A 12,495-nucleotide genomic window follows, 5' to 3' on the forward strand; every position below is an offset into this window, starting at 1 on the left:
CATGGCCGAAACGCGCGACTTCTCCCTCTTTACGCGGCCGCGCCCGGACGGCGGCTCGCAGATGGAGATTGCCATCGAGGGCATCAATTGCGGCGGCTGCATCAACCGTATCGAGAACACCGTCAAACACCTCCCCGGTGTCGCCGACGCGCGTCTCAATTTCACCAACCGTCGTCTGACGATCGCCTGGCAGGATCCGCGCTTCGAGCCCGGAAGCGCCATCGACGCGCTGGGGCGCATGGGCTATCGCGCCTACCCCTTCGCTGCGCGCAATGCGGAGGAAGAAGACGCGAAACAGGCGAAGTTTCTGCTGCGTTGCCTCGCGGTGGCGGGCTTTGCTGCCATGAATATCATGCTGCTGTCGGTCTCGGTCTGGTCCGGCAATGTTACCGACATCACGCCGGAGACGCGCGACCTGTTCCACTGGCTCTCGGCGCTGATTGCGCTTCCCGCAGCGGCTTACGCCGGCAGACCCTTCTTCATGAGCGCGTATCGCGCGCTCGCGGGACGGCGCACCAACATGGATGTGCCGATCTCGATCGGCATCATTCTTGCGCTCGGATTGTCGCTCGCCGAAACCATCACCCATGCCGAGCATGCCTATTTCGACTCTGCGGTGATGCTGATCTTCTTCCTGCTCTGCGGGCGCTATCTCGATCACGCCATGCGCCAGAAGACGCGGGCGGTGGCCGGCAACCTGGCGGCGCTGAAGGCCGAAACCGCGTATCGCATGCTTGACAGCGGCGAACTCGTGCAGGTGCCGGCAGCGGCCTTGGAAATGGGTCAATGCATTCTTGTCCGTGCCGGCGAGCGCGTGGCGGCAGATGGCATTGTCGTCAGTGGCCGCTCCAGCCTCGACCAGAGCCTGATCACCGGCGAAACCTTACCGCACAAGGTCGGGAGCGGCGACACCGTCTATGCCGGCAGCATCAACCTCGAGGGCACGCTGACGCTGCGCGTCACTGGCGCCGCTGAGAACAGCCTCATCGACGAGATCGACCGCCTGCTCGACAAGGCGGTGAAGGCGCGTTCGCGCTATGTACGGCTGGCGGATCGCGCCGCCGGTTACTACGCGCCCGTGGTTCACAGCGCCGCGGCGCTGACCTTCGCCGGCTGGATGCTTGCGGGCGCGGGATTCCACACCTCGATCCTCATCGCGATTTCCGTGCTGATCATCACCTGCCCTTGCGCGCTTGCGCTCGCCATTCCTGCCGTGCAGGTCGTGGCCGCAGGCAAGCTGTTCCGTTCAGGCATATTCCTGAATGCGGGCGACGCCATCGAGCGCCTGGCCGAAGCCGACACCATCGTCTTTGACAAGACCGGAACGCTGACGCTGCCGGAGCCGCGCGTCATCAACGCTCACATCATTGACCCGGACATGACGGTGGCAGCGGCGCGGCTGGCTTTGGCAAGCCGGCATCCGCTGGCTGCGGCACTGGCCCGGCACACTGATGTCACAGCGCCCTTCGACAAGGCGGTGGAGGAGCCCGGTCGCGGCGTGGGTGCGACCGTCGATGACCGAACGATGCGTCTCGGCAGCGCCGAATTCTGCGATATCATCGGCGATCCCGCTTTTGCCGAGGCCGAGCGGCTCGGTGCCTCGACCATCTGCTTCCGCTGGGGCGAGCGGCAGGCCGTGTTCATTGTGCATCAGTCCCTGCGGCCGGGCGCAGCAGACGCGATTGCCGCGCTCGCGGCCCGCGGCTTCGACATTCACATCCTCTCCGGCGACCGCCCGGCGGCGGTGGCGCAGATCGCGACCGCGCTTTCAGTCCGCAACTGGCAGGGCGGCATGACCCCGGCTGAAAAGGTGGCGGCCCTGGAAGGCATGAAGGCGCAGGGCCGGCGCGTGCTGATGGTCGGCGACGGCATCAACGATGCCCCCTCCCTCGCCGCCGCTTATGTCTCGATGTCGCCCATCACCGCCGCCGACCTGTCACAGGCGCAGGCGGACGCAGTCTTCCTCGGCGAGCGGCTCGATCCGGTCATCGAAACCGTGACGGCTGCGCGCAAGGCGCGGCGGCTGATGCACCAGAATTTGGCACTCGCGGTCATCTACAACGCCATCGCGGTGCCGCTGGCCGTCGCCGGCCTCGTCACGCCGCTGATCGCCGCTCTGGCGATGTCGGGCTCGTCCCTGCTGGTGACCCTGAACGCGCTGCGCGCCCGCAGCGGCGGCAAGGCCGTCACAGCCATCCAGCCGCTTGAATCTGTGGCGAGGACGGCATGAGCGTCCTGGTCTGGCTTGTCCCCATCGCGCTCGGTCTTGGCCTGACCGGGCTCTTCGCCTTCCTCTGGTCGCTGCGCAACAACCAGTATGACGACCTCGAAGGCGCCGCGCTGCGAGTTCTGGATGACGACGACCTCGTCACGCCCCCCGCGCGGCCCTCGACCGAGCGGGAAGCTTGATCTGGATCAAATTCAATCTGTCGCCGACCTCCTAGGCTGCTGCAAAACAAAGAGCAGGAGGATTCTGTATGAACGTCCGGCAGCAAGTTTCCGACCAGGATTCCGAGCTTGTTCACGAGCCGTTCCAGCCGGCCGTTCGCCCCATCGAGTTTTTCCAGCGTGACCGCTCGATCCATCCGCCGGCCTATGCGCCGGGTTACAAGACCAGCGTCACCCGTTCACCGCGCCGCGCACTGCTCTCGCTGCAGAATTCCCTCTCCGAGGTTACCGGCCCGGTCTTTGGCCACAATGACATCGGCCTGCTCGATAACGACCTGATCCGCAACTACGCCAAGACCGGCGACCCGATTGGCGAGCGCATCATCGTGCACGGCCAGGTGCTTGACGAGAATCGCAGGCCGGTGCCGAACACGCTGGTTGAGTTCTGGCAGGCCAACGCGGCTGGCCGCTACCGGCACAAGAACGACACCTATCTCGCGCCCATCGATCCGAATTTCGGCGGTTGCGGCCGCGCGCTGACTGACGAAAACGGCTATTATTATTTTCGCACCATCAAGCCGGGACCCTATCCCTGGCGCAACTACGTCAATAGCTGGCGCCCCGCGCATATCCATTTCTCGATCTTTGGCACGGGCTTCGCGCAGCGGCTGATCACCCAGATGTATTTTGAGGGCGATCCGCTGATCAAAATCTGCCCCATCGTGCACACGGTCCCGGACGAAGCCGCGATCGACCGCCTGATCGCGCCGCTCGATGTGAACGCCGCCGTCCCGATGGATACGCTCGCCTATCGCTTTGACATTGTGCTGCGCGGCCGCAGGTCGACGCTCTTCGAAAACAGACTGGAAGGAAACTGACCCATGGCGCAGGCTCTCGGCTACCTGAAGGAAACCGCGTCGCAGACGGCTGGCCCCTACGTCCATATCGGCCTGATTCCGCACCAGGCCGGCTTCGACATCTTCCAGAACAATTTCGGCAATGTGGTTGCGGGCGCCGACACCAAGGGTGAGCGCATCATCATCGAAGGCCGCGTGATCGACGGCACCGGCACGCCGGTGCGCGATGCACTGCTGGAAATCTGGCAGGCGAATGCGGATGGCCGCTACAACCATCCCGCCGATCACCAGAAGAAGGCCGTCGATCCGAATTTCCGCGGCTGGGGCCGCACCGGCGCAGATTTCAAGACCGGACTCTACACCTTCGAGACCATTAAGCCGGGCATCGTGCCTGGCCGGCACACGCGCACGATGGCGCCGCATATCAATATCTGGATCGTGGCCCGCGGCATCAATATTGGCCTGCACACCCGCATGTATTTCTCCGACGAGACGGAGGCAAATGCCGCCGATCCGGTGCTCAACTTGATCGAGCAGGAAGAGCGGCGCGCAACACTGATCGCCAGGCGCAGCCAGCGCGACGGCAAGACCGTCTACACATTCGATATCGTCCTGCAGGGCGACAACGAGACGGTGTTCTTTGATGTGTAGGCTGCTGAGCGGCCTAGGAAAGTGGTTCCCAGGGGCGGGCTTGCTGAGTTCATTGAAATCAATGCTTTATGATTCGGTAGGACAGCAAAACCTTCCCATAGTTTCCTTATGTTTTTCTTTTGAATGCCCCGCCGCACATGCTCCACGAGATAACTGCTGACACCGTCCGGTTATGCTGGAGCATCGGAAGTGAATAGGGCTTCGACACCATGACCGGACTTGGCCCCGAAACGGATGTCGGCTGATCTCCGCCCCGCATATCACCACATCTTATACGCCAAACAGGCGTGATTCTAACTGCACCTCGGCGTTTAGCAGGAGGGCCTCTGCCGATTTGCCGAGGGCAATGCGGTAACTGCCCTCAGCAATGCGCCATCGGCCGGCTGCGCCGTCAAACCGCGCGAGTAGCCGCGGGTCCGCAGTGAGGGTTACGGTGCGTGATGCGCCGGGTGTCAGTTCGACGCGCTCGAATCCGAGCAGCCGCATGCGTTTCCCATCTGGGGCGTCGGCCAGGTAAACTTGCGGCACATCCGTTCCCGCGACCTCGCCTTTATTGGTGACGGTAAACGTCGCGGTGATGGTTTCACCGCCTCGAACCTTCAGGTCACTGTAAGAGAACGTTGTGTAACTCAGACCGTGGCCGAATGAGTAGAGCGATTTAATGTTCTTTTGCGCGTACCAGCGATAGCCAACCTCAGGCCCCTCGTCATAGCGGATGGTCGTCGGCGTTCCCCACGGTGTGCCGAGCCCGGGCAATTCGGGACGCGGCGTCTGTGCAAGGCTCGCAGGGAATGTGATCGGCAAGCGCCCAGACGGGTTCACCTTGCCGGCGAGAATTTCGGCAATCGCCTGCCCTCCCGCCTGTCCCGGATACCAGGCCTGCACGATCGCCTTCACCTTGTCGCGCCATGGCATCGACACCGGATTGCCAGTCTCCAGCACGACGATGGTATTGGGATTGGCGGATGCGACCGCGTCGATCACGGCGTCCTGCCCCCACGGCAGGCTCAGGTCCGGCAGGTCGAAGCCTTCGCCCTCGACGCGGATGCCGAAAGCGATGACGACATCCGAGCGCCTCGCCGTCAATGCGGCTTCTGCAGGCGTGTAACCCGGGTCGAATTCGATCTGGGCCTGCGGCAGAGCTTTCTTCAGCTGGTCGAGCGGAGACGGCGGAAACAGGAAGAGGTTACGCAGGCCACCCATGATGCCCGCCCCGCCGATTTTGACGACGCCGACAAAGCCACCCACCGGCGCAACTGCCCCAGAACCCGTGCCGCTGATCACCCCTTGCTGGGCATAGCCGCCGATCACGGCGATCTTCAGCGGCCTGTCGATTGCGAGCGGCAGCGCGCCATCGTTCTTCAACAGCACAATGCCTTGGCGCGCGATCTCAAGCGCGATTTCGTTGTGCTTGGCCATGTCGACCGCAGGAGCGGGACCCCACTTGTCGATGCCCACAGCGTACGCCGAGCGCAGGATTCGGCGCACCATGTCGGAGAGCCGCTCCTTGGGAAATTTGCCGTCGCGGTAGGCCGTTTTGAGCCTGTCAGTGAACGCCTCGGCACCCCATTGCTTCACGTCCAGCTGGATGCCGGATTCCTGATCTAGTCCTTTGAGCGCGTACTCCCACTCCGGCACTGCGCCCCAGTCCGACATCACGTAGCCCTTGTAGCCCCACGCGCCTTTGAGCACGTCGTTGAGCAGGTGCGGATGGCCGCTTGCATAAACGCCGTTGATCTTGTTGTAGCCCGACATGATCGAGCCCGGCTGTGATTGTTCGATTGCGATCTGAAACGCGAGCAGATCGGACTCGCGGTGCGCCACCGGGTCGATGATCGCGTCCAGCCAGTGGCGGTTGGTTTCGTTGCAGTTGAGCGTGTAGTGCTTGAGTGTAGAGATGACGTTCTGGCTCTGGATGCCGTTGACCGCTTCGCCGGCCATGACGGCGCTCACCCACGGGTCCTCGGAGTAGTACTCGTAGTTGCGGCCGTTACGCACGTCGCGGGCGAGATTCATTCCGCCCGCCAGCATGATGTTGAAGCCGCGTATGCGGGCCTCGCGCCCTATCGCAACGCCGCCCTCGCGCGCGAGCTGCGGATTGAAGCTTGAGCCGACAAGGATGGACGCAGGAAAGGCCGTCGCGCCCTTGTCGTCGGCCCGGTAGCCGGGATTGGTGACGCCCATGCTGGCGTCGCTCGACTGCAGTGCCGGGATGCCGAGCCGCGGGACGCCGGACGTGTAGCCCGCGCTTACGTTCTTAATGTCAGCGGGAATGCGGGGATCGCGCGGAACAATTGAGGCTGGCCCCAAGAGGCTGATGATGAGCGAGAACCGCTCGTCGTCAGTCATCCTCTGCTCAGTGTTCCGCGCGCGCTCGTCCGGCGTTGTGTCCTGAGCTTGTGCGTGGGAGGCGGCCGCCGCGATGATGCCGGTAACAAGAGTGCCAGCGGCCTTTCCAAGATCACGCCGTGTCAATTGGGTCATGGGCGCATCTCCTGAAAAGCAAGCTCCGGCAAAATCGAACGCCGGTGCTGCTTGAGTCCTGCAACCTACTGTACCATTGAGTTAGCGCTGCCAAGTCTCCCTCCCTGGCTGTGCGTCACAGCGCCTGTAGCAGCGAGACACGTCGGCTCTACTACACAGGGCGGACATTGCTGCCGAGCGACGCCTTTATGATCGGAGGGTGGTTCCCAAGCTTCTGCAGAGTGGGGCAGTTTTATCTATAAACGATTGATTTACGTGATATTTCTTGCTGCTTTGGTGCCCAGGGGCGGAATCGAACCACCGACACTGCGATTTTCAGTCGCATGCTCTACCAACTGAGCTACCTGGGCGCCGAAGCCTGCCAGCGCGAGGCGTGGAGGCTTGAGGTGAGCGGTGCCTTATAGAGGGCCGGATGACGCCTGTCCACCCGCTTGCCGCCACAGGCGCGCGAGAAGTTCACGCGAGAAATCATGGAGATAGGGGCCGGCCGCCGCCTATTGCGGACCGTCCTCCGCATCCCGGGGCCGCTCCTGATCATCGTCGGTTTCCTCGGCCGGAATGGCATAGACTCCTGACAGCCAGCGATTGAGGTCGATGTCGGCGCAACGCTTGCTGCAGAAGGGCCGGAACTCCACGACGGCAGGCTTCCCGCAGAGCGGACAGGGTTTGCCGGGTGCGAGGGACGGGCTGGTCATGCGCTAGAGATAGTCGGCTCGAGTTGAACGTAAAGCGGATCACGCTCCGCTCGCCCGGTCCCGGGTCTGGGCGTCGCGCGCCCGCAATTCCGTTTTCAGGACCTTGCCGTAATTGTTCTTGGGCAGGGCATCGATGAAGACATAATCCTTCGGCCGCTTGAAGCGGGCAATCGAGGCGAGGCACAGCGAATCCAGTTCCTGCGCGGACGCCTCCCCGACGACATAGGCCACCACCACTTCACCCCATTCGCGGTCCGGCCGTCCGATCACCGAGACTTCGCGTACCTTGTCGTGCCGCAGCAGCACCTCCTCCACTTCGCGCGGATAGATGTTGGTGCCGCCGGAAATGATCAGATCCTTGGAGCGGTCCCTCAGCGACAGATAGCCGTCACCGTCGAACGCGCCGACATCACCGGTATGCAGCCAGCCACCGCGCAGGCTCTGCGCGCTTGCCTCCTCGTTTTTCCAATAACCGCGCATAACCGGCGCCCCGCGACACAGGATTTCACCGGTCTCGCCGGTCGCGAGCGGCGCGTCATTCGCGCCGGCCACGATGACCTCCATGCAGGCGAAAGCACGGCCTGCCGACCCCAATCGTTCGCGCCAGCGCGGATGGTCCTGCGCGGCGATCTCCTGCCTGGTCAATCTTGTGATGGTCATCGGGCTCTCGCCCTGGCCGTAGATTTGCGCAAGGCGCGGGCCGAAACGATCAAGCGCGCGCAAAGCGTCCTCGACATACATCGGCGCGCCGCCCCAGACGATGGTGCGGATATTCTCGACCGGACAATCGGACGGGCATTCGACCATGCGCTTCACCATGGTGGGCGCGGCAAACATCGACGCGCCCGGCCATGCCCTGTGCAGTGAGAAGATTTCATCCGGCTCGAAACCGCCGGATTCGGGAACGACATTCACCCCGCCTTGCATGACATGCGCCATGATGTAGAGGCCCGACCCATGGCTCATCGGCGCGGCATGCAGGATGGCATCGCCCGACGCGATCGGATCGACTTCACCGGCATAGGCCTCGCTCATCGCAATCAGATTGCGGTGGCTGAGCATGGCGCCCTTGGGGCGACCGGTCGTGCCGGAAGTGTAGAACAGCCAGGCGAGGTCATCCGGCGAGCAATCGGCGACGCCGATTGGGTCAGCGGTAAACAGACTCGCATAATCTGCGCTGCCGAAAACAATCATGCGCTCAAGCGTCGGCGGTGCATGCGGTGCGATATCCGCGTCCAGCCCTTCCGAGACGAAGCATAGTCGCGCGCCGGAATGTTCGAGGATGTAGCCAAGCTCGGCGCCATGCAGCTTGGCATTGACGGGCACGGCCGCAAGACCGGCATGCCACACGGCGTAGAGCGCTTCCAGATATTCAGGGCAGTTCTTCGCTGCGATGGCGACACGATCGCCTGGCTTCAAGCCGAAACGGCTTCGAAGCGCGCCGGCCAGCCGCGCCGTCCGCCCCGCCAGCGTGGCGTAGTCGTGCAGGAGATGCCCGCCATGTCCGACCGCCGGACTTGTCGGATTGTTCCTGCCTGCACGCTCAAGCCACAATGCCAGATTCATGGTGCTCTCGTCGTTCCGGCCGAGCGCTTTGCGCGAGAGCCGGAACAGCTATCGACAATGGTCACCGGCCCCGCCTCGCGCTCGCCGCGAGCTCGGCCCGGACGAGTGCTCACGTATTCAGCCATCCAAAATGAAACGGAAAGCCTTCGCCCTGAAGCAGGTTCACCGTCTCGAACAGCGGCAGACCCACAACATTGGTATAGGAGCCGACAATCTTGACCACGAAAGAGCCGGCCAACCCCTGAATGGCATAGCCGCCGGCCTTGCCGCGCCATTCCCCCGAGGCGAGATAGGCTTCGATATCCTGGTCGGACAGCCGCTTGAAGCGCACACGCGTCTCCACCAGCCGCTGCCGGAACGCCTCTTTCGGCGTCACCAGACAGATCGCGGTATGAACCCGGTGATTGCGGCCCGAGAGCAGCCGCAGACATTGCGCGGCTTCATCGATCAGCTCCGCTTTCGGCAGGATGCGGCGGCCGACCGCAACCACGGTATCGGCGGCGACGATATAGGCGCCACGCAATTCCTCATCCAGCCGCACCGCGGCAAGCGCGGCTTCCGCCTTGGCGCGCGCCAGCCGGTTGGCGCAGGCGCGCGGTAACTCGCCCTTCAGCGGCATCTCGTCGATATCCGCCGGCTGCAGGGCATCCGGCTCAATGCCGGCCTGGTTGATAAGCGCCAGCCGCCGCGGCGAGCCGGAAGCGAGGACAAGTTTGGGCCGGCCGATCATTCCTGTGTCTTTTTCAAATGAAAGAGGTTGGCGTCAAGATTTGGCGAGGGGGCTGCGTGGCGGATCACTTGAAGCGGTACGTGATGCGGCCCTTGGTGAGATCGTAGGGCGTCATCTCGACGAGCACCTTGTCGCCGGCAAGGACGCGAATACGGTTCTTGCGCATGCGGCCGGCGGTATGAGCGATGATTTCGTGATCATTTTCAAGCTTGACGCGAAACGTGGCGTTCGGGAGCAACTCCGTCACAACACCGGGAAATTCCAGCAGTTCTTCCTTCGCCATCGATATCCAGCGTCGTTATGACCGGGTATCGATACCAGGACCTCGACCGATCTCCGGTACCCGCCCTACTCATTTTCAGCCTTCAATGGGCGCGGAACCTAGCGGAATCCCAGCTTTTTCACAACCGCACGGCAGGCCTGAAACACTGCGACTCACTCGTTCCCCCGGAACGGCGTACCGAACCTCTGCTTGATTCGGGCCATGAGTTGATCGCGAACCTCGCGATAGGCGTCGAGCATCTGCTCGCGATTGCCGACCACGCCGGTCGGGTCCGGCGTCGGCCAATATTCCACCTTGGCCGCCAGCATTCGCGTGAGATCAAGCGCCTTGTGATGCGCTTCCGGCGACAACGTCACGATGAGATCGAAGTTCAGACCCTCCCACTCGTCCAGTTCCTCAAATGTGTGCGGCCGGTGCTTGCCGATGTCGATCCCGATCTCCTCCATGACCGCGACGGCGAACGGATCGAGGTCGGCCTTCTTCACGCCGGCCGACCCGACATAGATGTTCTTTCCGAACATATGCTTGAACAGGCCCATGGCCATTGGCGAGCGGATCGAGTTCAGGCCGCAGGCAAACAAAACCGCCTGCGGCTTTGCAATGCGCCCGCTGTCGGCCATGGCCCGCGCCTCAGCCCTTCCAGTGAAGCACGCAGATGAGCGTAAACAAACGCCGCGCCGTGTCGAAATCCACGGTGACCTTGTCTTTCAGGCGCTCCATCAGGATGCGGGAGCCTTCGTCGTGCAAGCCGCGACGCCCCATATCGATGGCCTCGATGCGTTCCGGCGTCGCGCTGCGGATCGCCTGGTAATAGCTGTCGCAGATCAGGAAATAATCCTTGACGATGCGACGGAATGGCGTGAGCGACAACAGATGCGCCATCACCGCTGTGCCGTCGGCGAGGCGGATGTCGAAGACCAGCCGGTTGTCAGCCATGCTCAGGCGCAAGGTGTAGGGGCCGCCGTCATGGCCGGCGGGCCGGAAGGAATTGTCCTCGATCAGATCGTAGATCGCGACAGCGCGCTCGTGCTCGATATCGGGACCGGAGCGGCCAATCGAGTCCTCATCGAGCGTGATCTCGACGAGGCGCGCGGACGTTTTTTTCTTGCCGCTCATCTCCTGTTGAGCCGGATGGCAACCGAGCGCGCATGCGCGGCAAGCCCCTCCGCCTCACCGAGGACCATGGCGGCAGGCCCGAGGGCGGCCAGTTGATCCGCGCCGCATTTGAGAATCGACGTGCGTTTCATGAAGTCCAGCACGCCAAGCCCGGATGAGAAACGCGCCGAGCGTGCGGTCGGCAGCACATGATTGGAGCCGCCGACATAGTCGCCGATGGCTTCCGGCGTATGCCCGCCGACAAAGATCGCGCCGGCATTGCGGATCTTGCCGAGCAGCGTTTCCGCGTCGGCCGCGATCAGCTCCAGATGTTCGGGCGCAATCGCATCGACCATCGGCAGCGCCTCTTCAAGCGTTTTCACCAGGATGATCGCGCCGAAGTCGTTCCAGGATTTTCCGGCGATGGCGGCGCGCGGCAATGTCTTCAATTGCGACGCGAGCGCGGCTTCGACACTACCGGCCAGCGTGGCGTCATTGGTGATGAGGATCGACTGCGCCGCCTCGTCATGCTCGGCCTGTGCCAGGAGATCGGCGGCGATCCAGTCTGCATTGGCGCTGCCGTCGGCGAGCACCAGCACTTCCGAAGGGCCGGCGATCATGTCGATGCCGACCTTGCCGAAAACGAGCCGCTTGGCAGCGGCGACATAGGCGTTGCCCGGCCCGACGATTTTCGCGACCGGCTTGATGGTCTGGGTGCCATGAGCAAGGGCGGCGACCGCCTGTGCACCGCCGACGCGGTAGATTTCATCCACACCGCCAAGCTTCGCTGCCGCCAGAACCAGCGGATTGAGAGCGCCGTCCGGCGCCGGCACGACCATGACAATGCGCGGCACGCCGGCGACCTTCGCCGGCACTGCATTCATGAGCACCGACGAAGGATAGGCGGCCGTGCCGCCCGGCACATAAAGACCGACGGCTTCGATTGCGGTCCAGCGATGGCCGAGTTCAACGCCGAGCGGATCGGTGAACCGGTCATCTCTCGGTTTCTGACGCGTATGAAAAGCTTCGATGCGCTCACGCGCGAGCTTGAGGGCATCCAGCGTTTTGCTGTCGCAGGATTTCTCGGCGCTGGCGATCTCTTCCGGCATGACGCGCAGGCCCCCCTGCCCGAGATCGATCCGGTCGAATTTCCTGCTCAACTCGATCAGCGCGGCGTCCCCGCGCGTCACAACATCGGTGATGATGTCGCGCGCCGCCTTCTCCACGTCGGCCGATACCTCGCGCTTGGTGGCGAGAAAAGCCTCAAATTGCTTCGCAAAATCGGAGGCTTGGCTGTCGAGACGGATAGGCATGCTCAGGTCCGGCCGGCGCTGACGGCGCCATCCCCGCTGAATGACGTGCGGCCGGTGTGGCGTCAACCCTGCGCTAGAGAAGCGGGGTGTCGTGCGCCGGCATTAGCCGATCCAGGCCTTTTTCCTGAAGGGCAAAGCCCGGGTCTGGAAGCGAAGGCCAAGTTCGGTCTCCGACCGCCAGATGACATCGCAGACACGCCGAGGGCTTGCCGCCTCGGTCAATCTCAACAGCACCCGGCCCGGCAGGTCCGAGGGGCTGTTCATGCGAACTCGGGCGCCGGTCTCCGACGCGTCGGCGAGCGTGCCCTGCAGGACCCGACCATCGGTCGTGTCGATCCACACCGGATATTCGACCGTCTGGCGCTTGCTGCCTCTGCGTTCTTCGCTCATTGGGCCAGCATGCGCTGAGTCGCATGAACGACAAAAGGGGCGG

The 12,495-nt window shown here is 63.2% G+C and carries 13 protein-coding genes and 1 tRNA gene; 4 read left to right on the top strand and 10 right to left on the bottom strand.

Annotation, left to right across the window (positions count from 1 at the left end):
* Position 1: 1 nt before the first annotated feature.
* The 4 genes from RO009_04970 to pcaG all read left to right on the top strand — a co-directional run bounded on the left by RO009_04970 (position 2) and on the right by pcaG (position 3,896).
* Positions 2–2,230 carry a heavy metal translocating P-type ATPase gene (locus RO009_04970; GenBank protein MDT3684380.1) on the top strand — a complete coding sequence of 743 codons (2,229 nt, stop codon included), beginning with the start codon at positions 2–4 and terminating at the stop codon, positions 2,228–2,230.
* Positions 2,227–2,409, top strand: coding sequence for a cbb3-type cytochrome oxidase assembly protein CcoS (ccoS, locus tag RO009_04975; GenBank protein ID MDT3684381.1), 183 nt, complete (start codon positions 2,227–2,229; stop codon positions 2,407–2,409). Before RO009_04970 ends, ccoS begins: the two co-directional genes overlap by 4 nt.
* A gap of 68 nt (positions 2,410–2,477) precedes the next feature.
* Positions 2,478–3,266 carry a protocatechuate 3,4-dioxygenase subunit beta gene (pcaH, locus tag RO009_04980; GenBank protein MDT3684382.1) on the top strand — a complete coding sequence of 263 codons (789 nt, stop codon included), beginning with the start codon at positions 2,478–2,480 and terminating at the stop codon, positions 3,264–3,266.
* 3 nt (positions 3,267–3,269) lie between these two features.
* A complete protein-coding gene (gene pcaG, locus RO009_04985; GenBank protein MDT3684383.1) occupies positions 3,270–3,896 on the top strand; it encodes a protocatechuate 3,4-dioxygenase subunit alpha in 627 nt (208 codons plus the stop codon).
* A 270-nt stretch (positions 3,897–4,166) separates the two neighbouring features.
* Here pcaG and RO009_04990 read toward each other — a convergent pair whose 3' ends face one another.
* The 10 genes from RO009_04990 to RO009_05035 form a co-directional block, all read right to left on the bottom strand.
* Positions 4,167–6,380, bottom strand: a complete 2,214-nt coding sequence (locus RO009_04990) for a glycoside hydrolase family 3 C-terminal domain-containing protein (protein MDT3684384.1) — start codon at positions 6,378–6,380, stop codon at positions 4,167–4,169.
* 274 nt (positions 6,381–6,654) lie between these two features.
* Positions 6,655–6,730 (bottom strand) — tRNA-Phe (locus RO009_04995).
* 144 nt (positions 6,731–6,874) lie between these two features.
* A complete protein-coding gene (gene yacG / locus RO009_05000; GenBank protein ID MDT3684385.1) occupies positions 6,875–7,075 on the bottom strand; it encodes a DNA gyrase inhibitor YacG in 201 nt (66 codons plus the stop codon).
* A gap of 39 nt (positions 7,076–7,114) precedes the next feature.
* On the bottom strand, positions 7,115–8,641 hold the full coding sequence (locus RO009_05005) for an AMP-binding protein (GenBank protein MDT3684386.1): 1,527 nt from the start codon (positions 8,639–8,641) through the stop codon (positions 7,115–7,117).
* A 109-nt stretch (positions 8,642–8,750) separates the two neighbouring features.
* Entirely contained in the window at positions 8,751–9,371 is a 621-nt protein-coding gene (locus tag RO009_05010) for a Maf-like protein (protein ID MDT3684387.1), read from the bottom strand.
* 64 nt (positions 9,372–9,435) lie between these two features.
* Complete coding sequence (infA, locus tag RO009_05015; GenBank protein ID MDT3684388.1) at positions 9,436–9,654, bottom strand: translation initiation factor IF-1; 219 nt, start codon at positions 9,652–9,654, stop codon at positions 9,436–9,438.
* A gap of 152 nt (positions 9,655–9,806) precedes the next feature.
* Complete coding sequence (locus RO009_05020) at positions 9,807–10,274, bottom strand: arsenate reductase ArsC (GenBank protein MDT3684389.1); 468 nt, start codon at positions 10,272–10,274, stop codon at positions 9,807–9,809.
* A 10-nt stretch (positions 10,275–10,284) separates the two neighbouring features.
* On the bottom strand, positions 10,285–10,770 hold the full coding sequence (locus RO009_05025; protein ID MDT3684390.1) for a UPF0262 family protein: 486 nt from the start codon (positions 10,768–10,770) through the stop codon (positions 10,285–10,287).
* Entirely contained in the window at positions 10,767–12,062 is a 1,296-nt protein-coding gene (gene hisD / locus RO009_05030; protein ID MDT3684391.1) for a histidinol dehydrogenase, read from the bottom strand. The genes RO009_05025 and hisD overlap by 4 nt, the downstream gene beginning before the upstream one ends.
* Positions 12,063–12,164: 102 nt before the next feature.
* Positions 12,165–12,452, bottom strand: a complete 288-nt coding sequence (locus RO009_05035; GenBank protein MDT3684392.1) for a PilZ domain-containing protein — start codon at positions 12,450–12,452, stop codon at positions 12,165–12,167.
* Positions 12,453–12,495 lie beyond the last annotated feature (43 nt).

Source organism: Pseudorhodoplanes sp., assembly GCA_032027085.1.
In the GTDB taxonomy this organism is placed as follows: Bacteria; Pseudomonadota; Alphaproteobacteria; order Rhizobiales; family Xanthobacteraceae; genus Pseudorhodoplanes.

Coding starts and splice junctions, on each gene's coding strand:
- hisD (MDT3684391.1), bottom strand. CDS start 12,062: ATGCCTATCCGTCTCGACAGCCAAGCCTCCGATTTTGCGAAGCAATTT.
- RO009_05020 (MDT3684389.1), bottom strand. CDS start 10,274: ATGGCCGACAGCGGGCGCATTGCAAAGCCGCAGGCGGTTTTGTTTGCC.
- RO009_04990 (MDT3684384.1), bottom strand. CDS start 6,380: ATGACCCAATTGACACGGCGTGATCTTGGAAAGGCCGCTGGCACTCTT.
- yacG (MDT3684385.1), bottom strand. CDS start 7,075: ATGACCAGCCCGTCCCTCGCACCCGGCAAACCCTGTCCGCTCTGCGGG.
- RO009_05025 (MDT3684390.1), bottom strand. CDS start 10,770: ATGAGCGGCAAGAAAAAAACGTCCGCGCGCCTCGTCGAGATCACGCTC.
- RO009_05005 (MDT3684386.1), bottom strand. CDS start 8,641: ATGAATCTGGCATTGTGGCTTGAGCGTGCAGGCAGGAACAATCCGACA.
- pcaH (MDT3684382.1), top strand. CDS start 2,478: ATGAACGTCCGGCAGCAAGTTTCCGACCAGGATTCCGAGCTTGTTCAC.
- pcaG (MDT3684383.1), top strand. CDS start 3,270: ATGGCGCAGGCTCTCGGCTACCTGAAGGAAACCGCGTCGCAGACGGCT.
- infA (MDT3684388.1), bottom strand. CDS start 9,654: ATGGCGAAGGAAGAACTGCTGGAATTTCCCGGTGTTGTGACGGAGTTG.
- ccoS (MDT3684381.1), top strand. CDS start 2,227: ATGAGCGTCCTGGTCTGGCTTGTCCCCATCGCGCTCGGTCTTGGCCTG.
- RO009_05010 (MDT3684387.1), bottom strand. CDS start 9,371: ATGATCGGCCGGCCCAAACTTGTCCTCGCTTCCGGCTCGCCGCGGCGG.
- RO009_04970 (MDT3684380.1), top strand. CDS start 2: ATGGCCGAAACGCGCGACTTCTCCCTCTTTACGCGGCCGCGCCCGGAC.
- RO009_05035 (MDT3684392.1), bottom strand. CDS start 12,452: ATGAGCGAAGAACGCAGAGGCAGCAAGCGCCAGACGGTCGAATATCCG.